At 71.4% G+C, this 23,890-nt stretch carries 22 protein-coding genes; 8 read left to right on the top strand and 14 right to left on the bottom strand.

Annotated elements, in window-relative coordinates:
- Nucleotides 1-4: 4 nt before the first annotated feature.
- A complete protein-coding gene (locus tag OHN19_RS38300) occupies nt 5-682 on the top strand; it encodes a uracil-DNA glycosylase (protein ID WP_330268590.1) in 678 nt (225 codons plus the stop codon).
- A gap of 266 nt (nt 683-948) precedes the next feature.
- Nucleotides 949-1,725: a hypothetical protein gene (locus OHN19_RS38305; RefSeq protein WP_330268591.1), complete on the top strand. Its 777-nt coding sequence runs from the start codon at nt 949-951 to the stop codon at nt 1,723-1,725.
- A gap of 55 nt (nt 1,726-1,780) precedes the next feature.
- On the opposite strand, the gene OHN19_RS38310 is transcribed toward OHN19_RS38305, so the two are convergent.
- The 4 genes from OHN19_RS38310 to OHN19_RS38325 all read right to left on the bottom strand — a co-directional run bounded on the left by OHN19_RS38310 (nt 1,781) and on the right by OHN19_RS38325 (nt 5,801).
- Nucleotides 1,781-2,845 (bottom strand): ABC transporter ATP-binding protein, encoded by a 1,065-nt coding sequence (locus tag OHN19_RS38310; protein ID WP_330268592.1) that lies wholly within the window; start codon nt 2,843-2,845, stop codon nt 1,781-1,783.
- Nucleotides 2,842-3,696: a molybdate ABC transporter permease subunit gene (gene modB / locus OHN19_RS38315; RefSeq protein WP_330268593.1), complete on the bottom strand. Its 855-nt coding sequence runs from the start codon at nt 3,694-3,696 to the stop codon at nt 2,842-2,844. Before modB ends, OHN19_RS38310 begins: the two co-directional genes overlap by 4 nt.
- On the bottom strand, nt 3,693-4,520 hold the full coding sequence (gene modA / locus OHN19_RS38320; protein WP_330268594.1) for a molybdate ABC transporter substrate-binding protein: 828 nt from the start codon (nt 4,518-4,520) through the stop codon (nt 3,693-3,695). The genes modB and modA overlap by 4 nt, the downstream gene beginning before the upstream one ends.
- A gap of 195 nt (nt 4,521-4,715) precedes the next feature.
- Nucleotides 4,716-5,801 carry an exo-alpha-sialidase gene (locus OHN19_RS38325; protein ID WP_330268595.1) on the bottom strand — a complete coding sequence of 362 codons (1,086 nt, stop codon included), beginning with the start codon at nt 5,799-5,801 and terminating at the stop codon, nt 4,716-4,718.
- A gap of 302 nt (nt 5,802-6,103) precedes the next feature.
- Here OHN19_RS38325 and OHN19_RS38330 point away from each other — a divergent pair, with 302 nt between their 5' ends.
- Nucleotides 6,104-6,691, top strand: coding sequence for a hypothetical protein (locus OHN19_RS38330; RefSeq protein WP_330268596.1), 588 nt, complete (start codon nt 6,104-6,106; stop codon nt 6,689-6,691).
- Between the two features lie 161 nt (nt 6,692-6,852).
- On the opposite strand, the gene OHN19_RS38335 is transcribed toward OHN19_RS38330, so the two are convergent.
- Complete coding sequence (locus OHN19_RS38335; protein ID WP_330268597.1) at nt 6,853-8,868, bottom strand: HEAT repeat domain-containing protein; 2,016 nt, start codon at nt 8,866-8,868, stop codon at nt 6,853-6,855.
- Between the two features lie 137 nt (nt 8,869-9,005).
- Entirely contained in the window at nt 9,006-10,670 is a 1,665-nt protein-coding gene (locus OHN19_RS38340; protein WP_330268598.1) for an acyl-CoA dehydrogenase family protein, read from the bottom strand.
- Between the two features lie 65 nt (nt 10,671-10,735).
- On the opposite strand from OHN19_RS38340, the gene OHN19_RS38345 reads away from it, so the two are divergent.
- Nucleotides 10,736-11,494, top strand: a complete 759-nt coding sequence (locus OHN19_RS38345; protein WP_330268599.1) for a PaaX family transcriptional regulator C-terminal domain-containing protein — start codon at nt 10,736-10,738, stop codon at nt 11,492-11,494.
- A gap of 65 nt (nt 11,495-11,559) precedes the next feature.
- On the opposite strand, the gene OHN19_RS38350 is transcribed toward OHN19_RS38345, so the two are convergent.
- Nucleotides 11,560-12,366 (bottom strand): pectate lyase, encoded by an 807-nt coding sequence (locus tag OHN19_RS38350; protein WP_330268600.1) that lies wholly within the window; start codon nt 12,364-12,366, stop codon nt 11,560-11,562.
- Between the two features lie 37 nt (nt 12,367-12,403).
- Nucleotides 12,404-13,381, bottom strand: a complete 978-nt coding sequence (locus OHN19_RS38355) for a polysaccharide lyase family 1 protein (protein ID WP_330268601.1) — start codon at nt 13,379-13,381, stop codon at nt 12,404-12,406.
- A 395-nt stretch (nt 13,382-13,776) separates the two neighbouring features.
- On the opposite strand from OHN19_RS38355, the gene OHN19_RS38360 reads away from it, so the two are divergent.
- Nucleotides 13,777-15,036 (top strand): PHB depolymerase family esterase, encoded by a 1,260-nt coding sequence (locus OHN19_RS38360; protein WP_419249587.1) that lies wholly within the window; start codon nt 13,777-13,779, stop codon nt 15,034-15,036.
- A gap of 31 nt (nt 15,037-15,067) precedes the next feature.
- Here OHN19_RS38360 and OHN19_RS38365 read toward each other — a convergent pair whose 3' ends face one another.
- Nucleotides 15,068-16,147 (bottom strand): NADH:flavin oxidoreductase/NADH oxidase, encoded by a 1,080-nt coding sequence (locus OHN19_RS38365; protein WP_330268603.1) that lies wholly within the window; start codon nt 16,145-16,147, stop codon nt 15,068-15,070.
- Nucleotides 16,148-16,265: 118 nt separating this feature from the next.
- On the opposite strand from OHN19_RS38365, the gene OHN19_RS38370 reads away from it, so the two are divergent.
- Complete coding sequence (locus tag OHN19_RS38370; protein WP_330268604.1) at nt 16,266-16,616, top strand: ArsR/SmtB family transcription factor; 351 nt, start codon at nt 16,266-16,268, stop codon at nt 16,614-16,616.
- Here OHN19_RS38370 and OHN19_RS38375 read toward each other — a convergent pair.
- On the bottom strand, nt 16,539-17,912 hold the full coding sequence (locus OHN19_RS38375; protein WP_330268605.1) for a nucleobase:cation symporter-2 family protein: 1,374 nt from the start codon (nt 17,910-17,912) through the stop codon (nt 16,539-16,541). The genes OHN19_RS38370 and OHN19_RS38375 overlap by 78 nt on opposite strands.
- Before the next feature lie 72 nt (nt 17,913-17,984).
- Nucleotides 17,985-19,328 carry an FAD-dependent oxidoreductase gene (locus OHN19_RS38380; RefSeq protein ID WP_330268606.1) on the bottom strand — a complete coding sequence of 448 codons (1,344 nt, stop codon included), beginning with the start codon at nt 19,326-19,328 and terminating at the stop codon, nt 17,985-17,987.
- 189 nt (nt 19,329-19,517) lie between these two features.
- Here OHN19_RS38380 and OHN19_RS38385 point away from each other — a divergent pair, with 189 nt between their 5' ends.
- A complete protein-coding gene (locus OHN19_RS38385; RefSeq protein WP_330268607.1) occupies nt 19,518-19,982 on the top strand; it encodes a DUF6214 family protein in 465 nt (154 codons plus the stop codon).
- 28 nt (nt 19,983-20,010) lie between these two features.
- Here the strand turns inward: OHN19_RS38385 and OHN19_RS38390 are convergent, their stop codons facing one another.
- On the bottom strand, nt 20,011-20,679 hold the full coding sequence (locus OHN19_RS38390; protein ID WP_391193739.1) for a DUF305 domain-containing protein: 669 nt from the start codon (nt 20,677-20,679) through the stop codon (nt 20,011-20,013).
- Between the two features lie 95 nt (nt 20,680-20,774).
- Between OHN19_RS38390 and OHN19_RS38395 the strand changes: the two genes are divergently transcribed.
- Nucleotides 20,775-22,277, top strand: coding sequence for a hypothetical protein (locus OHN19_RS38395; protein WP_330268608.1), 1,503 nt, complete (start codon nt 20,775-20,777; stop codon nt 22,275-22,277).
- On the opposite strand, the gene OHN19_RS38400 is transcribed toward OHN19_RS38395, so the two are convergent.
- Nucleotides 22,265-22,939, bottom strand: coding sequence for a helix-turn-helix domain-containing protein (locus tag OHN19_RS38400; protein ID WP_330268609.1), 675 nt, complete (start codon nt 22,937-22,939; stop codon nt 22,265-22,267). The genes OHN19_RS38395 and OHN19_RS38400 overlap by 13 nt on opposite strands.
- Nucleotides 22,940-23,175: 236 nt before the next feature.
- The gene (locus OHN19_RS38405) at nt 23,176-23,871 is read right to left on the bottom strand and encodes an HAD-IA family hydrolase (RefSeq protein WP_330268610.1); all 696 of its coding nucleotides are present in this window, start codon (nt 23,869-23,871) and stop codon (nt 23,176-23,178) included.
- Between the last annotated feature and the right edge of the window lie 19 nt (nt 23,872-23,890).

Raw genomic sequence — 23,890 nt, forward strand, 5'->3', positions numbered from 1 at the left:
CGTTGTGGCACCACGACCTCTGCATGAACTTGTTGAAGCGGGCTGGGCGAAGGCCCTGGAACCCGTCGCCGAACGCATCGCCGCGATGGGGGACTTCCTGCGGGCCGAGATAGCGGCCGGCCGGACCTACCTGCCCGCCGGACCGAATGTGCTGCGGGCCTTCCAGCAGCCCTTCGACGATGTGCGCGTCCTGATCGTGGGTCAGGACCCCTATCCCACGCCGGGGATGGCCATCGGGCTGAGCTTCGCGGTGGCGCCGGAGGTGCGCTCGCTGCCGGGGAGCCTGGAGAACATCTTCCGGGAGATGCACTCCGACCTCGGGCTGCCCAGGCCGTCGAACGGCGACCTGACGCCCTGGACCCGGCAGGGCGTGCTGCTGCTCAACAGGGCGTTGACCACGGCTCCGCGCAAGCCGGGCGCGCACCGCGGGCAGGGCTGGGAGGAGGTCACCGAGCAGGCGATACGAGCCCTCGCGGCGCGGGGCAAGCCGCTCGTGTCGATCCTGTGGGGCCGCGACGCGCGCAATCTGCGCCCCCTGCTGGGGGATCTGCCGGCGATCGAGTCCGCGCATCCGTCCCCGATGTCGGCGGACCGGGGCTTCTTCGGCTCGCGCCCGTTCAGCCGCGCGAACGACCTGCTCGTCGGACAGGGTATGGAGCCGGTGGACTGGCGGCTTCCCTGAATCGGCGTTCCGGGCTGGTCGGGCGGCCGAAGCGCCGTCCGACCGGCCCTACGGGAAACCGAGCCTCGGAACCGGCTCAGCAACCCGTGCTTCCCACGCGTTCAGGCAGCCCTGCCAAGTCCTCCAACAGTGATGCCGACGACGGCGCTGGTGGCGACGAGCACTCCGGCCGAGAACCCACTTGTCGGTCTGCGGACCCCGGGGTCAAGTGTCCAGTGCGGCAGGAGAGTCGGCAGGACACGGGTGGTGGGGGCGAGGAGATGGGCATGCGCGTGACGCGTGGCGGCGGGGTGTACGCGACAGCGTTGTTGGCGGCCGTCTCGGTGACGTCGTGCACGGTCGACGGACGCGGGAGTGAGGCACGGGCTTTCGAGGAGGCCCTCCAGCCGCTGCGCCAGGCGAAGTCGTTCAGGATGGTGGGGGAGTTCCGTGACGCCGACGGGGCGCGGACCGGTTTCGACGCCCGTCTCGACGGCCGCGGCGCATGCAAGGGGAGCGTGGGAGACGCCGAGAGCCTCCTGCTCGGGAAGCAGGTGTGGACGCGCTGGACCGACAGCGCCCTGCCCGCGGCCGTGAGCACACTCGCCGGGGACACGGAGGTCCCCACGCTCGACCCCGTCGCGGATCCGGCGGAGGACGTGCGGTGGGCCGCGGTCAAGCTGCTCCGCGGCACGTACATGGTCACGGCACTGCCCGGCGACGTGCCCTTGTCGGAGGGCATCGCACCGGTGTGCGGTACGGGCCGGTTGCTCGCGGGCGCCGCGACAGGCGCCGGCGACGTGACCTCCGGTCCCGTGACCGTGCGCGGTGGGGAGCGGCTGCGCCCGCTGTCCAGGACCGTCGGCCCGGTGACCGTCCGGGTCTACGTGCCGGAGCGGGGCGATGCGAAGCTGCGGCTGGCCGAGTACCAGGTCCAGGGCGGCCGGTCCTTCTCGATGCGGTTCAGCGAACTCGGCAAGCCGGTCGCCGTCCACCGTCCGGACGGAGAGCAGACCATCGCGTCCAGCGACATCATGGCGGTACTCCGGCAGAACAGCGCCTGACGGCCGACGGAACCAGGCGGTCGTTCAAGCAGGGGATCGCGTCGGCGGTCCCCCTTCACGCCGGGTACGCGTGTGTCTGTGTCGCCTTCACCGTGGCCCATACGGTGGCCCCCGGACGCAGGTCGAGTTCCGCGGCGGCGATCGTCGTGAGGTCTGCGGCGAGGGGGAGTTGCCCGGTGAGCGCGGCGCGGATCTGGTCGCCGTGCGTCTCCAGTCCTGCGACCTCGCAGCGCCAGAGGTTGCGGGCGCTGGAGCCGGTCGGCCGGTCGCGGTGGAGGGTGACCGCGCTGGGCGGGAAGGCGACGAAGACGGGACCGGTGAGGTCCTCGGTGGTGGTGACCTCCGCCGCCCCCTCGACCTGGACGGTGTGCCCCCGCGCCTCACCCCGGTAGAGATTGAGGCCGACCAGGTGGGCGATGTAGTCGGTGCGGGGATGCCGGGCGATGTGCGCCGGGGTGCCCTGCTGGACGATCCGGCCGTCCTCGACGACGACGAGGCGGTCGGCGAGGACCATGGCGTCCAGTGGATCGTGCGTGACGAGGACGGCGACGGCCTCGAACTCGGCCAGATGGTGACGGAGTTGGGCGCGGACGTCGAGACGGGTGCGGGCGTCGAGCGCGGCGAGGGGTTCGTCGAGGAGCAGCAGCCGCGGGTTGGTGGCCAACGCGCGTGCGAGGGCCACCCGTTGGGCCTGGCCGCCCGACAGCCGCCGGGGCTTGGCGGACGCGTGCGCGGTGAGGTCCATGCGCTCCAGCCATACGGCGGCCTGCGCGCGGGCCTCCGCCTTGCCCGCCCCGTGGCAGCGCGGGCCGAAGGCCACGTTGTCGAGTGCGGTCAGGTGGGGGAAGAGCAGGTAGTCCTGGAAGACGACCCCGACGGGGCGGGACTCCGGCGGCGTACGGTCCAACTCGGCGCCGTCCAGCCGTAGATGACCGCCGGACAGCGGGACGAGCCCGGCCAGCGCGCGCAGCGCCGTGGTCTTGCCGGCCCCGTTCGGGCCGAGGAGCGCGACCACGTCGCCGGGTGCCGCCGTGAGCGTGACGTCGAGGCGGAAGGAGCCGCGCTCGACCACGAGACGGGCGTCGAGGCCCGCTGGGGCGGTCTTGAGGGGCACGGTCATGAGGCGGTCATCCAGCGGTCGCGCAGTCCGGCCAGGACCGCGACGGAGACGGCGAGCAGGACCAGGCTGAGGGCGATCGCGGACTCCGGGTCGTTCTGGAGGGCGAGGTACACGGCCAGTGGCATGGTCTGGGTGCGGCCGGGGAAGTTGCCGGCGAAGGTGATCGTCGCGCCGAACTCGCCCAGCGCCCGCGCCCAGGCCAGGACCGCGCCGGCCGCGATACCGGGGGCGATGAGCGGGAGGGTGACGCGGCGGAACGCGGTGAAGCGGGACGCGCCGAGCGTGGCGGCGGCCTCCTCGAAGCGGGGATCGGCGGCGCGCAGGGTGCCCTCGACGCTGATGACGAGGAACGGCATCGCCACGAAGGCCTCGGCGATCACGACCCCGGTGGTGGTGAAGGGGAGCGTGATGCCGAACCAGGTGTCCAGCCACTTGCCGACGACCCCGTTGCGGCCCAGCGCCATCAGCAGGGCGACACCGCCGACCACCGGGGGCAGCACCAGGGGCAGCGTGACCAGGGCCCGCACGACACCGCGGCCGGGGAAGTCCACGCGGGCCAGCAGCCAGGCCAGGGGCACGCCGATGACCAGGCTCACCGCGGTCGCCGCGGTCGCGCACACCAGGGAGAGCCGGAGCGCCTGCCAGACCTCGGAGCTGGTGAGCAGGTCGGGCATGCTGCGCCAGGGAGCTCTGATCAGCAGGGCGACGAGCGGCAGGGTGAGAAAGGCCAGGCCGATCAGGGCGGGGACGAGCAGCGGCAGCGGAGCACCGCCCCTGAGGGCACGGCGGCGCCGCGGACCGCCGGTGAGGGTGTCCGCGGCGTCGGCCCGGCCCGGGGAGCGGAACGTCACGGCTGGAGGAACCCGGCCGCGGTCAGGACCTTCTGGCCCTCGGCGGACCGCACCAGCGCGATGAACGCCCTGGCGGTCCCGGTGTTCCTCGACTCCTTGAGCAGGGCGATCGGGTAGTCGTTGACGGCGTCGGCTGACTCGGGGAACTCCACGCCCTCCACCTTGTCACCTGCCGCCTTCACATCGGTCCTGTACACGACGGCCGCGTCGGCCTCCTTCAACACCACCTTGTTGAGCGCGGACTTGACGTCCTCCTCATAGGACACCGGAGTGAGCTTCAGCCTGCTCGCGGTGAGCGCCTTCTCGGCGGCGGCACCGCAGGGGACCGTCCTGTCGCACAGGACGACCTTCAGATCCTTGTTCGTGAGGTCCTTCAGCGAGGCGACCTTGTCGGGGTTGCCGGGCAGGGTGGCGATCTCCAGCTGGTTGCGGACGAAGGTGGCGGGCGCGTCGGCGTTGTCCTGCGCGTCCGTGACGACCTTCATCGTCTTGGGGCTGGCGGAGGCGAACACGTCCGCGGGCGCCCCACCGGTGATGGACGCGGCGAGGGAGTCGCTGCCCCCGAAGCTGAAGGTGACCTTGGTGCCGGGGTGGGCCTTCTCGAACTCCTGGCCCAGCGTCGTGAAGCTCTCCTTGAGCGAGGCGGCGGCGAAGACGGTGATGTCACCGGAGATCTTCGCCGCCGCGGCCGACGCCGAAGCCGAGGAGCCCGACGTCGCGGAGTCCGAGTCGTCGGAGGACGAGCAGGCGCTCAGAGCCAGCAGCGCGGCGGCGCCCAGGGCGGCCACCCGCACGGGCCGGCGGGTGCGCACGGAACGGGTCATCACGGGTCCACTCCCTCACGTCACGTTCGGCGGTGAGCTCCCCGCCATCGATCATAGTGCCGCATATGCGAGGTCAAAGTCTCCTGTCTCATCGCATAAGCCGGAGCTGTGATCTGTCAGGGTGGCATGTGCGAATGTACGTGAGGTCGGTCCACGGGAGTGTGCCGGCACCCGGTCTCCGGATCGACGTCTGTATCAGCCGATCACCGCCGCCCGTACGCACAGCACGTCCGGCAGATGGGAGGCCAGCTGCCGCCAGCTGTCGCCGTCGTCGGCCGAGGCGTACACCTCGCCGTTGCGGTTGCCGAAGTAGACGCCGGCCGGGTCCGCGTCGTCCGTGCACATCGCGTCCCGCAGCACCGTGCCGTAGTGGTCCTCCTGCGGCAGCCCGGCGGTGAGCGGCTCCCAGCTCTTGCCCGCGTCCGCCGTGCGGAACACCCGGCAGCGGTGGTCGGCCGGGACCCGGTCCGCGTCGGCGTTGATCGGGAAGACGTACGCGGTCGCACCGCGGTGCGGGTGCGCGGCCGTCGCGAAGCCGAACGTGGACGGCAGCCCCTCGCCGATGTCCGTCCAGTGCCCGCCCGCGTCGTCGCTCCTGTACACACCCCAGTGGTTCTGCAGGTACAGCCGGTCCGGGTCGGCCGCGTCCCGGGCGACCTTGTGGACGCACTGGCCGAACTCCGGGTTCGGATCGGGCAGGAACACCGCGGAGACACCGGAGTTGGCGGGCTCCCAGCTCGCCCCGCCGTCCTTCGTACGGAACACCCCGGCCGTGGAGACGGCCACCGTCACCGCGCGCGGGTCCCGCTTGTCGGTCAGGACGGTGTGCAGGCCCTCACCACCGCCGCCCGGCACCCACTTCGAACGGGTCGGATGCTCCCACAGGGGCCGGACAAGCTCGAAGCTCTCCCCGCGGTCCTCCGAGCGGTACAGCGCGGCCGGTTCCGTGCCCGCGTACACCACGTCCGGCTCGGCGGCCGCCGGGTGCAGCTGCCAGACACGCTCCAGCGAGGCCCCGGTGTCCTTGGGGAACTTCACGGCCGGCTGCGCGGGCTCGGTCCAGGTGCGGCCCAGGTCGTCGGAGTGGAACACCGACGGCCCCCAGTGCGCGCTGTCCCCGCCGGCCAGGAGCCGCGGACGGTCGCCCCGGGTGTCGATCGCGACCGAGTAGACGGCCTGCGCGTTGAAGTACGGGCTCTCGTCGAACTCCCATGTGCCGCCGCGCGCCCGCCCGATGAACAGGCCCTTGCGTGTCCCCACGGCCAGCAGCTTCTCAGTCATACCGGTCACCTCCGCTGTGCTTTGACGTCTTTGTCCCAGCCACCGGCCAGTCTGCACCCCACCACTGACAGTCACCTCCGGGAACGGCTCCGCCGCAGGTCAGGGCAGGTCAGGGCGGGGATGGTAACCGGACGCCGCCCTTGACGGGCGGCTTTCGCGAAGATGCCCGCGAAGGTGGGCGACCGGGGCACCGTGGTGACGGAGAACTCGCCGTGAGCCGTGAGCATCGAGGGGGACTCTCCCGTATGGGAGAGCGGTCCGGCATGTTCGTGCGCCCGTCGCTCATGAGGAGGATGCCTTCGATGGCGTTCCGTGGTCCCAAGGTCTGGCTGTGGCGGTGGCGGCGCAATCCGCTCAGACGTCGTGCCGACACCGTCGAGGCGTGGGTCGTGCTCGGTGCCTGGCTGCTCACCTTATTGGCGGGGGTGGGGGCGGGGCTGGCGGTGAGCCGGTCCGTCGAACACCAGCTGGCGCGGGAGCGCGTCGAATGGCGGCCGGTCGTGGCCCGGCTCACCGAACACGCACCCGGTACGGCCGACCCGGGTACGTCCAGTGGTGAGCGGGTGTGGGGCGAGGTGGCCTGGACCGGGGCCGACGGCTCCGACCACACCGGCCAGGTGCGCGTCGACCCCGGCAGCACCCAGGGCACGCCGGTGACCATCTGGACCGACACCCACGGCCGCCTGATGACCCAGCCCGCGACCCGGGGCCAGGCCCAGATCCGCGCGGCGATGATCGGCGGCCTGGTCGGCATCAGCACCGCGGCCGTCCCCTTCGTCGGCGCCCGAGTCCTCCGCAGCCGCCTGGAACGCCGCCGCCTGGACCAGTGGGACACGGACTGGGCCCACTTCGGCCCGCTGTGGGGCGGGAGGCGCGCGGACGGGCGGTGAGCGCCTGTGGTGCCGGGGGTGAGCGCCCTACAGGGCCAGAGGTGAGCGGTCGGGAGGAGAGATGCAGGGGCGGGCCGCGGGCCGGACGTGCAGCGGATCGCCGGACCGTTCACCCCGCCGCCGCGCCCCGCCTCTCCACTCCCAACGAGCACACCCCCGCCCTACCGCCCCGCCAACACCTCCCCACACGCCCCCACCAACCGCTCGTCCTCCAGCACGTCCTGACTGCCGCGCCCACCCCCCGGCACCGCCAGATGCCGGCGCCGGGCGGCGACTTCCGTGCGGAGGAGATCGTGGAGCGGCGTTCCCGCGGGTCCCAGCGCGGCGAGGCAGGTCGTGATGGTCCGGCGGGTGTAAGGGTTCTCCGACCAGGCCGCGCGCAGGACCGGCGCCGCCAGGTCCGCGTCCCCGGTGATCCGCCACAGCGCGCACGCGGCGGAGACCCGCTCCCACAGGTCGTCCGCCCGGACCATCCGCCGCAGCCCCGCCGACGCCGACGCCGCCTCGGGCCCCAGCCGCGCCAGCACCTCCGCGGCGGCCCGCCGTCGAGGCCGCCCCTCCGCCAACTCGGCCGTCAGCACGGGCAGTACGGCCGACGCGTCCGCCTCCACGGACCACAACGCCCCCGCCGCGACCGTCGCGTGCTCCGTCCCCAGCAGCTCCCGCAGCACCGGTACGACCTCGGGCGCCACCGCGTTCGCGCCCACACTCCCGAGGGTGTCGAGGGCACGGACGGCCGACTCCACCACCGCGTCCCGCAGCCGCACCCCCACCGGCACCCCCCGCACCAGCCGCAGCACCTCCGGCACCGCCTCCGCGTCGCCCAGCGCGGCCACCGCCGACAGCAGCGGTACGGCCCGCTCGAACACCCCGGGGGAGTCCAGCGTGGTCTCGCCCAGCCGACGACGCAGCACGGGCGCCAACGGGGCCGCCGCAGGGCCCAGATGGCCGATCACCTGCCCCAGATCGTCCGGTACGACAGGACCGTCCAGCACCTCCGACAGAGCCGGCACCGCCCGGCGGTCCCCGCTCCTGGCGAGCGCCTTGAGCGGACCGCCGAGTGTCGGCGCCCCGCGCTCCCAGCGTCGTACCCGCAGATCGGGCCGGGAGGTCACCAGAGCGGCCAGATCGTCGGCGGCGGGGGCGGCCAGGGTGAAGAGGTCCTCCAGGACGGACACCGCGGCATCACGCAACCGGCCCTCCCCGAGCCCGAGTTGCGCGCCGATCAACGCCACCGGCTCGGACCAGTCGGCCCGCCACTCACGGAACAGTCCCGCCGACATCCAGACGGCATTGCACCGGTCGACGACGTCGGGGCAGGTCAACTGGCCCTGGAGAAGGGCCTTGCGTTCGTCGAGCCGGTCACCGAGCCCGCGGTGCAGGGTCCGCAGTAGCTGCGAGCCCTCCTCGTCCGACGGACGCAGCCGCCGTAGCCGACTCGCGAGACCGTCGGAGTGGGGGCAGTCCGCGCCGGTCCGTCCGGCGGGCCGCCGAGCGGACCGCTCACCGAGCAGCCCGAGGGCCACCGGGACCAGGTCGGGTGGAAGGCGGTCGGGAGCGCAGGCGGCGAGCTGGCCCAGGGCGGCCAGCCGCGGTCCGGGGGCGTACGGCGCGGAGCTCTGCGCCGTGAGCAGCTCCAGCGCCTCGGCCGCGTGCGCGGGATGGCGCCGTACGAACAGACCCAGGCCTTCGGTGAGGGCGAGCAGGACCCGGTCGTCCCGCTCCACCTCGCACCGCTCCCGTAACAGGCCCAGCACGCGTACCGGTTCGTCCAGGAAGCGGACGAGCGCCGCCGGCGCGGTCCGGCGGACGGAGGGGTCGGCGTCCCCCGCCAGCCGGACGAACACCTCGGCACCGGCCCGCACCCCGACACCGGCACGCGCGGAGAGGCCGGCCTCGGCGTCGGCCGTCCCGATGCTCACCAGCAGTTCGACGATGCCCGCCCGGTCCGCGACCTCCCGGCTCGCCACGAGCGCGAGCAGAAACGGAACGCAGGCCAGGGTGGAGTCGTACACGTCACCCTGGTGGTGCACGGCCCCGTACATCCCGTCGAGGGCGGTCTCCCGCTCGACCCGGTCCGTGGAGGCGAGTCCCCGCAGCAGTGCGGGCACATCCTCCGCGCTGCCGTAGGCATGCCGCAGCGAGGCCCAGTCGACCTCGTCGATCCCCGTGAACACGTTGTCCTCCCCAGGCGAAGTACCAACTGATCGGAGTCTGCACCACGGGACTGACAACGAAGCGGAATCACCGTGTGACGGTGAGCGATCCGGACAGGGAGGCGGTCCGGTTCTCGCCAGGTGGTCCTGGAACCGCCTCAGTTGTCGCCGGGCAGCGCCCGTGCGAGAACGGCGTCCAGGGCCGCGGTGTCGGGCAGGGTGCCGAAGGCGTGACCCCAGTCACCCCCCAGCCGGCTCGCGCAGAACGCGTCGGCGACCGCGGTCGGGGCGTGCCGGACGAGAAGGGAGGCCTGGAGCGTCAGCGCCATGTGCTCGACGAGGCGGCGGGCGCTGGTCTCGGAGGCCGACGCCAACAGGTCCTTCAACCGGGCCACGGCCGCGTCGAGGCGGGCGTCCGCCCCCTGCGCCAGGGCGAGTTCACCGAACAGCGCCTGAGCGGTGTCCGGTTCGCGGCGCAACGCCCGCAGGACGTCGAGGGCGTTGACGTTCCCCGAGCCCTCCCAGATCGACAGCAGCGGTGCCTCCCGGTAGTGCCGGGGCATGCCCGAGTCCTCCACATAGCCGTTGCCGCCCAGGCATTCCAGGGCCTCCGCGGTGAAGGCCGGGCCGCGCTTGGTGACCCAGTACTTGCCGACGGCGGTGGCGATACGGCGGAACGCCTGCTCACCGGCGTCCCCGCGCACCGCGCGGTCGGCGGCGCCCGCCAGCCGGAGCGTGAGCGTGGTGGCCGCCTCGGACTCCAGGGCGAGGTCGGCCAGGACGTTGCGCATCAGCGGCTGGTCGATCAGACGGGCACCGAACGCGCTGCGGTGCCGGGCGTGGTGGCCCGCCTCGACGAGGGTCCTGCGCATCAGGGTCGCCGACATCATCACGCAGTCCAGGCGGGTGCAGTTGACCATCTCGATGATCGTCTTGACGCCCTGTCCCTCGGGACCGACCAGCCAGGCCACGGTCCGGTCGAACTCGGGCTCGGAGGAGGCGTTGGACCGGTTGCCGAGCTTGTCCTTGAGGCGCTGGATGCGGAAGGTGTTGCGGCTGCCGTCGGGCAGGACCCGCGGCACGAGGAAGCACGACAGGCCGCCGGGCGCCTGCGCCAGCACCAGGAAGACGTCGCACATCGGCGCCGAGGTGAACCACTTGTGCCCGCGCAGGGTGTACACACCGGGCTCGGCGGTCGGCGTGGCCGCCGTGGTGTTCGTCCGGACGTCGGAGCCGCCCTGCTTCTCGGTCATCCCCATGCCCGCGAGCAGCCCGCGCTTCTCGGTCGGGACCCTGAGCTCCGGCTCGTACTCACGTCCGGTCAGCAAGGGCTCGTAGACCTTCGCGAGCTCCGGCTCCTTGCGCAGGGCCGGGATCGCCGCGTACGTCATCGACGTGGGACAGCCGTGGCCCGCGTCCGTGTGCCCCCACACCAGCCCGCCCGCCGTACGGGCGACATGGGCGCCGGGCCGGTCCTCCGCCCACGGCGTACCCGCCAGTCCCTCGGCCACGGCGGTCCGCATCAGGTGGTGCCAGCTCGGATGGAAGTCGACCTCGTCGACACGGTTGCCGTAGCGGTCGTGGGTGCGCAGCACCGGCTCGTGCCGGTTGGCCAGATCCGCCCACTCCTGCGCCTCGGCGCTGCCCGCCCGCAGCCCGAGCCGCCGGAGCTCCTCCTCGGCCCAGCCGGCACCCTCGCGACGCAGCCCTTCCAGCAGGACGGTGTCGTCGGCGGCGTCGTACGGGGCGAGGGGAGGCGGCTGATTGGTGACGGCATGGGTGCCGGACTGCGCGGACTCTTCGAGCGCGGGTGTGAGGGCCATGGAGCCACTGTTGCACTTATCCTGCGGCCGTAGCAATAGTGCAACACCACGTACAGTGACTGCCCATGCGGAGGAACACGTCGATGCGGCCCAGTGAGCTCGACCTGCGACCGCTCTCCGCGCGGTCGGTCGTGCTGAGCCTGCTCCTGGGCGCGCATCCCCCGGAGATGCCGGTGAAGGACCTGGTCCGCGCGGTCGAGCCGTTCGGGGTCGGCGGATCCACGCTGCGCGCCGCGCTCAGCCGGATGGTGAGCGCCGGTGACCTGCGCCGGGCCGACACCGTCTACGGCCTCAGCGACCGACTGCTCGCGCGTCAGCGGCGCCAGGACGACGCCGTGCACCCCTCCACGCGCGCGTGGAGCGGCGACTGGGAGATGGTCGTGATCACCGCGACAGGCCGCGGCCCCGCCGAACGTGCCGAGCTGCGCGCGCGGTTGACCGCCCTGCGGCTCGCCGAACTCCGGGAGGGCGTCTGGCTGCGCCCCGCCAATCTGCTACGGCGGCTCCCGGACGACCTCGACCCGGTCGCCCAGCGCTACACGGCCCGCCCCGACCGCCCCGGCCCCGAGCTCGCCGCCGCGCTGTGGCCCCTCGACGCCTGGGCGGCCGACTCCCGGGCGCTGCTTGACCATGTCGCCCGCGCCGACCGGCCCGCGGACCGGCTCACCGGCTTCGCGGCGGTCGTACGGCATCTGCTGGCCGACCCGGTGCTGCCGCCCGCCCTCCTGCCGTCCGACTGGCCCGGCGCGCGGCTGCGCTCCGCCTACGCGGCCTATCAGCGGGAACTGGCGGACACCGTGCCCCAGGACCACTTGCGCGGATGACGCGGCGGCCGTACGAAGCGTCGTGCGGGGACGCTTCGTACGGCCGCCTTCACCTGCCGACGGGACTACCTGTAGGTGATGTCGGAGGTGGCGTACTTGCAGTAGGTACTGTCAGGTCCGGAACCGTTGGTGGTCGGCTCCTTGCCCGTGTTGTTCCCGATGTACTTCTGGCACGGGATGATCTTCTTGCTGGAGTCGCCGACGATCGTGATCTTCTTCAGGGTCGCGCTGTCGCCGTAGTTGGTGTTGATGCCGACGAGCTTGTTGCCCGAGTAGGTCGCCTCGATGGTGTTGAGGTTGATCGTCCGCTTGTACTGCGTCGAGCAGTTGCCGCAGGAGCGCACGAAGGTGCCGAAGTTCTGCACCGCGAAGTTCGAGACGTTGAGCGTCCCGGCGCCGTTGAACTGGAACACCTTGTCGCTGGCCGACCGCGCGCCACCGCCGGAGACGGTGTACACGTTGGACGACGAGGAGCCGCGGAAGGTGGCCGCGTCCTCGCCGACGTCCTCCCACCACACGTTCTGGAGCGTGCAGCTGCCCGCACAGTGGATGCCGTCGGCGGCCGGGGCCCCGATGATGACGTTCTTGAGGACGGTTCCGGCGGCCAGGTTCAGGATCGGCCCCTGGTCCTCGTCCTGGCTGCCGCTGCCCAGGTCGCCCGTGCCGTACAGGCGCTTCATCCCGTAGTCCTTGGTGCCCGACAGCTGGATGGTCGAGGAGACCGCCTGGCTGCCGTTCGCGGTGGGCCAGGTGGCGGCGCTCGCCGAGGGGGCATTGAGTGTCATGATCATGCCAACCGAGAGGCCGAGTGCGGCCGTGGCGCCGGTCCACGCGCGCGTGCGTGGGCTTCGGCGGCGTACCGAAGAAGTCATGTCCCGATTCCTTCTTCCTGAAAGGGGGTGGGGGTGGTCAGATCTTTCCGGCGCCCGCGCCGCCGGTCACCGAGGCGACGACGGAGGAGGCGGGCTCGGCGGTGTAGCCGTACGGAGCGGTGGTGAAGGTGCCGACGCGGGAGATCTCGGTGGCGGCTCCGCCGAGGTCGTTGCCGCGCAGGTTGGCGTATCCGTCCACGTCACTGCTCCGGTTCGTGGTGACAGCGACTCCGGTGCTGCGGAAGACGTTGTTCTCCACGAGCATCTGGGCGCCCATGCGCGAGTGCACCGCGGTCTCGGCACCGACGACGTAGTTGTCGTAGAAGTGCCCGGTGCCGAAGCGCAGGCTGGGGATGCGCGAGTTGACGTTGTTGAACCAGTTGTGGTGGTACGTCACCCTCAGGTGGCCGGTGTCCTCGCTCGCGTTGTTGTCGCTGTGGCCGACGAGCGAGCCCTTGAAGTGGTCCTTGAAGGTGTTCCAGGACACCGTGACGTTGTCCGAGGCGTGGTTGATGTCCAGCAGACCGTCGTAGTAGTCCTTGTCGTGATCGCGGTCCGCCGAGAAGGAGTTGTGGTCGATCCACACCTTCGTCGAGGCCTGCACCTCGATGCCGTCGGCGGGCGCGAGCGGCTTGCTGATGTTCAGGTTGCGCACGACGACGTTCGTGACCTTCTTCAGCCGCAGCCCGCCGCCGGTGAACCCGGACGACGAACCGACACCCAGCACCGTGGTGTTGGAGCCGACGTCGACCGTCCCGCTCAGCGGGATCAGGCCGTTGACCTTGACGACCTTCGCCGTGCTGCCGGTGACGGCCGTCTTGAAGGCGGCCAGGGTGGAGACGGTGACCGCCGAAGCGCTGCCGCCGCCGGTGGTGCCGGCGCCGAAACCGATGGGGGAGGTCTCGGCGGCCCCGGCCGGCTGCGGGACGGCCAGGGCGGCTGCCGTCGCGAGCGCGGCCGCACCGGCGGCCAGAGCGGATCTTTGCGCGTGTGTACGTGGGGGGCGAGTACGCATGCGGGTGCGTCCCTTCGTGGTGCCTGCATGGTGCGGGTCGGACATGTACGTGAAAAGCGATCGCCATGCTGAACGACGGGTGCAGTGCAGAGCGGCGATGTGTGGGCCGGCCGCCTCGAATCCGTTCACATCACTGAACGGAAGGTAGGGGGCAAGCGCTTTCTAGTCAACGCTTTGCGCAGAAGACATTCGGCCACCCAGGTGGGGGAGGGGGTGGCGGGTGCGAGCGAATTCTTTCGACGTGTGGGAGCGCTTCCATGGCGGCCATGTGCATGCCACGATGCTCGCCGGACGCCTCCCTTCCGGGGGATCTCCGAGAACTCCTGCCGCTGAAGGAAAGGAGCAAGGACGTGTCCACCACCCCCCGCAACCCCGCTCGGAGACGGCTCGCTTCGGTGCTGCTGGCCGTGCTGTCGTTACTCGCGGCGGCCCTCCTCTCCGCACCCACGGCCTCGGCGCGCACCGAGGCGGTACCGGCCGCGACCCTGACCGAGGTCACGGGCTTCGGTACGAATCCCAGCAACCTCCAGATGTACCTGTACGTGCCGGACAACGTCACCGCTCACCCGGCCGTCGTCGTGGCCGTGCACTACTGCACGGGCTCCGGACCGGCCATGTACAACGGCACCGAATGGGCCCAACTGGCCGACACCCACGGGTTCGTGGTCATCTACCCCTCGGTCACCCGCGCCAGCAAGTGCTTCGACGTGTCCTCGCCGCAGGCGCTGAAGCGCGGCGGCGGCAGCGACCCCGTCGGCATCAAGTCGATGATCGACTGGACGGTCGACGCCTACTCGGCCGACACCACCAGGATCTACGCCACCGGCATCTCCTCCGGCGCGATGATGACCAACGTCCTGCTCGGCGACTACCCGGACGTCTTCGCGGCGGGCGCCGCCTTCTCCGGCGTCCCCTTCGGCTGCTTCGCGACCACGGACGGCTCGGAGTGGAACAGCGCCTGCTCGGGCGGCACGATCACGCACACCCCGCAGGAGTGGGGCAACCTGGTCCGCGCCGCCTACCCCGGCTACACCGGCACCCGGCCTCGCATGCAGGTCTGGCACGGCACCGAGGACGACGTACTGCGCTACCCCAACTTCGGGGAGGAGATCAAGCAGTGGACGAACGTCCTCGGCGTCAGCCAGACGCCCGCCGCCACCGACTCACCCGCCTCCGGCTGGACCCGCACACGCTACGGCGCCACCGGTGACCGGGCCCCGGTGGAGGCCATCAGCCTCCAGGGCGTCGGCCACAACCTGTACAGCTGGGGCATGGCCGACCGCGCACTGACCTTCTTCGGCCTGGGCGGCGACGGACCCGCACCCCAACCGCAGCCCGGCGCCTGCAAGGTGACGGCCACGACCAACGCCTGGAACACCGGCTTGACCGCGTCGCTCACCGTCACCAACACCGGCACGACGGCGATCAACGGCTGGCAGCTCGCCTTCACCCTGCCCGGCGGCCAGACCATCACCAACGGCTGGGGCGCCACGTACGCGCCGGGTTCGGGGGCGGTGACGGCCACGAACGCGTCGTACAACGCGACGATCGCCCCGAACGCGAGCGTCAGCATCGGCTACCAGGCGAACCACGGCGGGAACAGCGCCGCGCCGGGTGGTTTCACGCTCAACGGGAAGGCGTGCACGACGAGTTGATCCTGTACGCCGTCCGGCGGGGACGTCCGGGTCAGACCGACCGGTGGTACTGGTCCGGCACATGGACGTCCCCGCCCAGCTCGCGTGCCGCGTGCCGGGCCCAGGACGGGTTGCGCAGCAGCTCGCGGCCCAGCAGGACCGCGTCCGCCTCGCCGTTGGAGAGGATCTTCTCGGCCTGCTCGGCGTCCGTGATGAGACCCACCGCGGCGACCGGCAGCGTGGTCTCGGCCTTGACGCGGGCGGCGAAGGGCACCTGGTAGCCGGGGCCGACCGGGATGCGGACGCCGGAGGCGTTGCCGCCGCTGGAGACGTCCAGGAGATCGATGCCGTGCGCCTGGAGGTCGCGGGCGAAGCGGACGGTGTCGTCCGGGGTCCAGCCGCCCTCCTCCAGCCAGTCGGTCGCCGAGACGCGGAAGAACAGGGGCTTGTCGTCGGGCCAGACCGCGCGCACCGCGTCGACGACCTCCAGCGCGAAGCGGGTGCGGTTCTCGTACGAGCCGCCGTACTCGTCGGTGCGGTGGTTGCTGTGCGGGGAGAGGAAGTTGCCGATCAGATAGCCGTGGGCGCCGTGGATCTCGGCGACCTCGAAGCCGGCGGCGCGGGCGCGACCGGCCGCCTCCGCGAACTGGCCGACCACTTCGGCGATCTGAGCGGACGTCAGCTCGGTCGGCACCGGGTGGCGCTCGTCGAAGGCCACCGCGCTCGGGCCCAGCGGCTGCCAGCCCCCCGCGTCCGGGGCGAGGGGCGCGCCGCCCGTCCAGGGACGGTCGGTGGAGGCCTTGCGGCCGGCGTGGGCGAGCTGGATCCCCGGGACGGTGCCCTGCGAGACCAGGAAGCGGGTGATGCGGCGGAACGCCTCGACCTGGGTGTCGTTCCAGATGCCCAGGTCGTAGGGGGAGATACGGCCCTCGGGGCTGACGCCGGTGGCCTCGACGACGACCAGGCCCGTGCCGCCGGCCGCGCGGGCCGCGTAGTGGGCGAAGTGCCAGTCGTTCGGGGCGCCGGCCTCGGGGCCGTCCGGGGCGGCCGAGTACTGGCACATCGGCGGCATCCACACCCGGTTCGCCATCGTCACGTCACGCAGGGTGAAGGGCTCGAAGAGTGCGCTCACGGCGGGCTCCAATCGTCACGGGACCGGCGGTCGACTCGTACGATAGGCAGCGTAGTACGTCAGATGTCAAACTACGGGAGTTCTCGTACAATGGGACTCCCGCCGAAGTGGAGCCGCCGTGACCTCCCCCGCCGTCAGCAGCCGTGCCCTTCCGCACCCCGAGCGGGACGAGATCCGCCTGGAGGGCATCCTGCACGCGCTCTCCGACCCGATGCGCCTGCGGATCGTCCGAGAGCTCGCCGCGGCCGACACCGAACTCTCCTGTTCGCACTTCGATCTTCCCGTCACCAAGTCGACGACCACCCACCACTTCCGGGTGCTGCGCGAGAGCGGCGTGATCCGGCAGGTCTACCAGGGCACGGCCAAGATGAACGGCCTGCGCAGGGACGACCTAGACGATCTCTTCCCGGGGCTTGTCGACAGCCTCCTCGACGCCGCCACCCGCCAGGCCGTCCGGGTCGGCGGCTGAACCGGCCTTCGAGGGCAGGTGGTTGAAGAGCAGGTTCAGCACGATCGCCGTCAGGCAGCCCGCGCTGATCCCGCTGTTCATCACCGTCTGGAACCAGTCGGGGAACTTCCCGTAGATCGTCGGCACCCCGACCGGCAGCACCCCCATGGCGACCGAGACGGCCACCACCGTCAGGTTGTTGTTGCCCCGGAAGTCCACCTGGGTGAGGGTCCTGAGGCCGCTGGCCGCCACCGTCCCGAACATCACCAGCCCGGCACCCCCGAGCACCGGCGCCGGAATCGCCGCGACCACCGCGCCCAGCTTGGGCAGCAGCCCCAGCAGCACCAGGATGCCGCCGGCCGTGGCGACGACCCAGCGGCTGCGCACCCGGGTCATGCCGACCAGGCCCACGTTCTGCGCGTACGCCGTGTACGGGAAGGTGTTGAAGACGCCGCCGAGCACGGTGGACAGGCCGTCGGCGCGCAGACCGTCCGACAGCGAGCGCGGCTCGACTTTCCGGTCGGTCATCTCGCCGACCGCGATCAGGTCACCGGTCGTCTCGGTCATCGTCACCAGTGCCACCACCAGCATCGACACGATCGCCGAGAACTCGAAGGTCGGCGCCCCGAAGTGGAACGGCGTGCTGATGCCGAGCCAGTCGGCGTGCCCGACCCCGTCGAAGTCCGTGAAGCCGAAGGGGACGGCCACCGCCAGGCCCACCGCGATGCCGATCAGCACGGCGATCCGGCTCAGGAAGGCCGGGGCGAACCGCTGCACCCCCAGCACCACCGCCAGCACGAACACGGCCAGCGCGAGGTTCTTCGGCGCACCGAAGTCCGCGGAGCCGACCCCGCCGGCCGCCCAGTTGCCCGCGACCGGCAGCAGCGAGATCCCGATGATCAGGATCACCGTGCCGGTGACCAGGGGCGGGAAGAAACGGAGGAGTCTCCCGAAGGCCGGCGCGAGCAGCATGATCGCCAGGCCCGCGACGATCACCGAGCCGTAGATCGCGGGGAGTCCGCCGCCGGTCGTGCCGATCAGCACCATCGGGGACACGGCCGCGAAGGTGCAGCCCTGCATGATCGGGAGCCGGACGCCGAAGCGCCAGAAGCCGACGCACTGGATGAGCGTGGCGATGCCGCACACCAGGAGGTCGGCGGTGATGAGGTACGCGAGGTCCGCCGGCGACAGCTTCATCGCGCTGCCGACGATCAGGGGGACGGCGACGGCGCCGGCGTACATCGCGAGGACGTGTTGGAGGCCGAAGGCGGTGAGTTGGCGTACCGGGGGGACCTCGTCGACGGGGTGCTTGGTCATGGGGGGACCGTAAGCTCCTTGCACAGTTTGTTGATGTCCGGGGTGTTGCCGGTTCGTTGCCTCGTGCGGGCCCTAGAGGGCCGTGCCGTGAGCGGCGTTCAGCAGGGACTGCCAGTCGGGGAGTTTCACCACGCCCCGGCCCAGCGACGCACCCAGCTCCGCTTCCGCTTGCTCTATCGCGCACCAGCCCGTCCACTCGACCGGCTCGACGCCGTCCGCCCGCAGCGCGTCGAGCGGATCCCCGTGCAGCTCTTTGCGTACGAGCACGGAGGCGTCCTCGAGCAGGGACGTCACCGTCTCCTTGGCGTCCGGGCGGTTGGTGCCGATCACTCCGGTGGGACCGCGCTTGATCCAGCCGGCCACGTACTCGCCCCGCACGACGAAGCCGCCGTGCACGACACGGCCGTCGATGTTGGGCACCGTGCCGCTCTCCGCGTCGAACGGCAGCCCAGCCACCGGCAGACCCCGGTACCCCACCGACCGCAGCACCAACTGCGCCTCGATCTCCTCGAATTCACCGGTCCCGCGCACGCCCCCGCGCCCGTCCGGCACCGTCCGTTCGAAGCGGACGGCGCCCACCCGGCCCCCCTCGGCGAGGAGTTCGACCGGGCGGAGGAAGAAGCGCAACGAGATGGTGCGGGGCGCCTGGTGCGGGGCTGCTCCCGCCCAGCCCCGCAGCACCTCCACGTTCCGGCGCTGTGGCGCGGGCAGGGCACTGGGGTCCAGGTACGCCGGGTCCCGTGCCAACTCCTCGGACCGTACCGCCACTTCGACGTCCGGTAGGGAGCCCAGCTCGCGCAGCTCCTTGGTGGTGAAGCGGGCCTGGGAGGGGCCGCGCCGACCGACCATGTGGACGTCCGTCACGCGGCTGGCCGCCAGCGCGGTCAGCGCGGGCTGCGGGATGTCGGTGGGGCTGAGCTCCGTCACCCCGCGCGCCAGCATCCGCGTCACGTCGACCGCGACGTTGCCGACGCCGATGACCACCGCCGACCGCGCCCCCACGACGAAGCCGTCGGCCGTGGCGTCGGGGTGCGCGCTGTACCAGGACACGAACTCGGTCGCCGACCAGCTGCCCGGCAGGTCCTCGCCCGGGATGCCGAGCCGGCGGTCGGTCGCGGCGCCCACGCAGTGCACGACGGCGTGGTACAGCTCGCGCAGCCGCGCGGCCGGCACGCCGTCCGGGCCGACCCCGACACCGCCGAGGAACCGCACCCGGTCGTGCTCCAGGACCGTGCGCAGGTTGTTCTGGAGCGACTTGATCTTCTCGTGGTCCGGTGCCACCCCGTAGCGCACCAGACCGTAGGGACAGGGCAACCGGTCCAGGACGTCGACGAGCACGTCGGGGTCCTGCTGGACGAGGCTCTGGGCGGTGTAGCACCCGCTGGGCCCGGAGCCGACGACGGCGACACGCAGCACGGCGGAACTCCTTACGAGAGGAGTCGCTGACACCTCCAGGATCGCACCGCCGGTGCTGCTCTGACAGGGTGCCGGAGCGGCCTTGGCGTGCGTGTCCGTTCACAGGGAGTGTGATCATGCGGTTACGTTGCGTATGTGCTAGAAGCATCCTTTCTTAATCTTTCTGATCGTTGTCCGACGGACGGCAGCGTGTCCGTGTGGCCCGCGTGGGAAGTGCGGGAGGACGGGGGCGCGACGGCGTGGTTCCACGTCCGGCTGGCCTTCGCCGACGGTGCCCGGGTGGACACGCTCGCGGTGGTGACCGAGGGCGGTGTCTCCCTGGAGGACGTGCGGGCGCAGCCGGCGCTGTCGCTCGACGACCTGGGCGTGCTCGCGGACTGGATCGAGGGGCCCCTCTTCGAGGCGTGCGGCCGGCGGCCCGAGGCGCAGGCCGATGCCGGGGCGGCTGGCGCGAGTCGGGCGCGCCCGGCCTGGCCCCGCGGGATCGAGGGGCGATGGCTGATCGCGCAGGAGTACCGGGCCGCCCAGGAGGACGGCGTCGACCCGGTCCTCGCGGTGATGTGCGCGACGGGGCACAGCCGCCGCAAGTCGCTCCGGCTCATCTCCCAGGCGCGTGACGCCGGATTCCTGACGCCCCGTCACGCCCGGCGCTGAACAAGCCTTTTGGCTGCTCGGATCCGGCTCAGAGCATGTCCCGCATCCGGTTGATCTCGCTCGTCTGCTGGGCCACCACGTCGTCCGCCATCTCCTCGATCCGGATGTTGTTGCCCTGCCCCTTGACCTCCGCCGCCATGGTGATCGCCCCCTGGTGGTGAGTGATCATCAGCGTGAGGAAGAGCTCGTCGAACGCCTTCCCCTTCGCCGCCCGCAGGTTCTTCAGCTGGGACTCGGTCGCCATGCCGGGCATCGTGGCGTGCGAGTGCCCCTCGCTCTTCTCGGACTGGCCGTGCTCTTTCAGCCAAGCCCGCATCGCCTCGATCTCCGGTCCCTGGGCGGCCGAGATCCGCTCGGCGAGGGCCTTGAGCTTCGCCGACTCGGCATGCGTCGGGGCCAGTTCGGTCAGCTCCAGGGCCTGGGCGTGGTGCGCGATCATCATGCGGGCGTAGGACACGTCCGCCGAGTTCGGGGTGTCGTCGTCGGCGCGCTGCTCCTCGGCGTCCTGCGCGGAGAGCGTGCGGTTCGCCTCACCCGGCTTGCCCGGCACCAGTACCGAAGGCCCGGTCGACGAAGCCGACTTGGGGTCCGCGTCGGAGTCGCAGCCCGCGAGGGCCAGGGCCGCGACGGCCGCCAGGACGGCCGTCACGTACGGCACGCGGCCGAAAAGCACAGTGGTCACCCATGGTCCCTTCATTACAGGTTCGTTGCCCTCTGTTGATCTGTGCATGGTGAAGACGATACTGCGGTGACGCGTGAACCGTTCCACATGAACGGCACAGGGAGGAAACAGTGATCCTGTTGAGTGAGTCCCGAACCCGGCACAGACGTCTGGGAGTTGCCGCGGCCGCCGCGGGCCTCCTGGCCGCGCTGCTGACCGCCGGTCCGGCCGTCGCCACCCCCGACCCCGGGGACGGGCCGGCCGCGAGCAAGGGGGTGTCCAGGAGCACCGAGGCCGAAGTGCGCGCGGCGATAGCCGACGGCGAGATCCCCGGCCAGGACGAGATCGTCCACTCCGACAACATCGAACACCTCGTCAACGTCCCCAAGGACGCGCTGCCCGGCACCAATTCGGACCTGGCCTTCCAGGGCCGGTACGCGTTCGCCGGCAACTACGACGGCTTCCGCATCTTCGACATCAGCAACCCGAAGGCGCCGAGGACGGTCGCCCAGGTGCTGTGCCCCGGTTCGCAGAACGACATCTCCGTCTCCGGGAACCTGCTGTTCCTCTCCACCGACTCCTCGCGCAGTGACAGCAGTTGCAGCAGCACCACCCAGCCCGCGACCGAGAAGTCGTCGTGGGAGGGCATGAAGGTCTTCGACATCAGCGACAAGCGGAACCCGAAGTACGTCGCCGCCGTGGAGACCGCCTGCGGCTCGCACACCCACACGCTGGTGCCCGAGCGCCGGAACGTCTACCTCTACGTCTCCTCGTACTCGCCGAGCGCCACCTACCCCGACTGCCAGCCGCCGCACGACGGCATCTCGGTCATCAAGGTGCCGCGCAACGCCCCCGAGAAGGCCGCGGTCGTGAGCTTCCCGGTGCTCTTCCCCGGCGAGGGCCCCGACGGCGGCGGCAACCCCGGCGCGCCCACCAACCCGGGCGTCTCCAAGACCACCGGCTGCCACGACATCACGGTCCTCCCGGACAAGGACCTCGCGGCGGGCGCCTGCATGGGTGACGGCATCCTGTTCTCCATCAAGGACCCGGAGCGCCCGAAGGTCATCGACCGGGTCCAGGACAACGTGAACTTCGCGTTCTGGCACTCGGCGACCTTCAACCAGAAGGCGAACAAGGTCGTCTTCACCGACGAGTTGGGCGGCGGCGGTGCGGCCACCTGCAACGCGCAGATCGGTCCGAACCGCGGTGCCGACGGCATCTACGACATCGTTGGCAAGGGCGACAAGCGCAAGCTCGTCTTCCGCAGCTACTTCAAGATCCCGCGCCACCAGGCCGACACCGAGAACTGCGTCGCGCACAACGGCTCGCTGATCCCGGTCAAGGGCAAGGACATCATGGTCCAGGCCTGGTACCAGGGCGGTGTCTCCGTCTGGGAGTTCACCGACTCCGCGAAGCCCAGGGAGATCGGCTACTTCGAGCGCGGCCCGCTGAGCACCACCGCCATGCAGACCGGCGGAGCGTGGTCGGCGTACTACTACAACGGCTACATCTACTCCAACGACATCGCCAAGGGCTTCGACGTGCTGAAGCTCAGCGACCGGCGGACGGATCCGGCCAAGAAGGTGCGGCTCGGGGAGCTCAACGTCCAGACGCAGCCGGACTACTTCGACTGATCCCCGGGCTCCCGGCCCGTCTCGAAGAACCGCGACAGATTCGCGTCACCCGTCCCGCCGGGCGCCTCGGTGCCCGGCGGGACGCCCTGCTCCCAGTCGAGCCGGTAGCGCGCGAACAGTTCGGCGCGCAGCGTCCCGATCGGCATCGGGACGTTCGGCACGACCATCGCGTAGACCGCGCCCATGAGCTGTGAGCGCAGCATCGGGTAGTCGGTCTCGACCGTCTGCGAGCCGTGGCGCTCCATGGTGTCCCGCAGCAGTTCGGCCAGGCGCTGCTGCTCCGGGCACTCCACGAAGCCGTCGGTGTCCAGCAGGCCGGCCATGTGCTGGCGCATCAGCACGGTCCGGTCCCGGGCCAGGCCGAGGACCGCGTCGATGGCCCGCGCCATCCGCTCCCGGCCGTCCTCGGTGCGCGGCTCGCGCTCCAGGGCCTCCTCCAGCGTGCGGTGCATGAGCCGGTGCACGGCGGACTGCACCAGCTGACGCTTGCCGGGGAAGTAGTACGACACCAGACCGCGCGCCGAACCGGCCCGGTCCGCGATGTCGCCGAGGGTCGTGGACTCGTATCCGCGCTCGGAGACCAGTTCGAGAGCCGCCTGCAGGAGCCGCTCCCGGGAACGGCGGCGCAACTCTTCATTGACCGAGGCGCTGCGCGGGGACATGCTGTAACTCCTGCGTTGACTGGCTATCAGCCAACTATACTCAGCGCGTCCGGACCGGCCCGTGAAAGGCCTGGTCGGGGCTGCCGCCTGCTCTGGGCGACGCGGGGGATCGTCCAGGGTGGGCGAGCATACGCCCCAATGGTGGCCTCAGGCGACCTTCCCGGCGGGGTGACCACCCCGTTTTCGGACACCTTTTTCCGACCGCGACCAGGGCGCCTGCGCGAGGTCGCTCCCCGCTACCGGCCGACCAGGTCGAGGACCGGCCGCAGCCCGTCGGGGCGCCGCGCCACCGGCAGGTGGTCCACGAAGTGCACCCCGCAGCCCAGGGCCGCCGCACCGCCGTCCGCCCGCCGGTCGTCGCCGACCATCAGGACGTCCCGGGGTTCGACGCCGAGCACCGCGCAGGCTGTCTTGAAAAGCCTGGGATCCGGCTTCTGGACGCCGTGCTCGTACGACAGCACGTACGCGTCGACGTACGGATCGAGGCCGTGCGCGCGGAAGACGGGCCGGAGGTCCCAGCCGATGTTGCTGACCACGCCCACCCCGATCCCGCGCTCGCGCAGGGTGCGCAGCACCTCGGCGGCGTCGGGGTAGGGCTGCCACGCGGCGGGGGACATGTGCCGTTCGTACAGCGCGTCGTGCAGGGCCGGGTCCGGCAGCGGGACCAGCCGCGAGAGACCGGTGTAGGCGGACCGGTGCAACTCGGCGCTCTCGTCCCGCACCTCCCACACGGCGGCGACCTCGTCCGGCATCGGCACCCCGGGCGCCATCCCGCCGGGCAGCGCCCCCGCGTTCTCCAGTGCCCGCGCGGCGCGCGTCAACTCGGCCTCGGCGAGGGTGAGTCCGGCCTCGTCGAGGACGGCCCGCAGCCAGGACTCGGTGGACTCGATCCGGAAGAGGGTGCCCGAGAAGTCGAAGAGGACGGCAGTCATACGACGATCCTAGGCGCCG

Source organism: Streptomyces griseorubiginosus (assembly GCF_036345115.1).
Lineage (GTDB): Bacteria > Actinomycetota > Actinomycetes > Streptomycetales > Streptomycetaceae > Streptomyces > Streptomyces griseorubiginosus_C.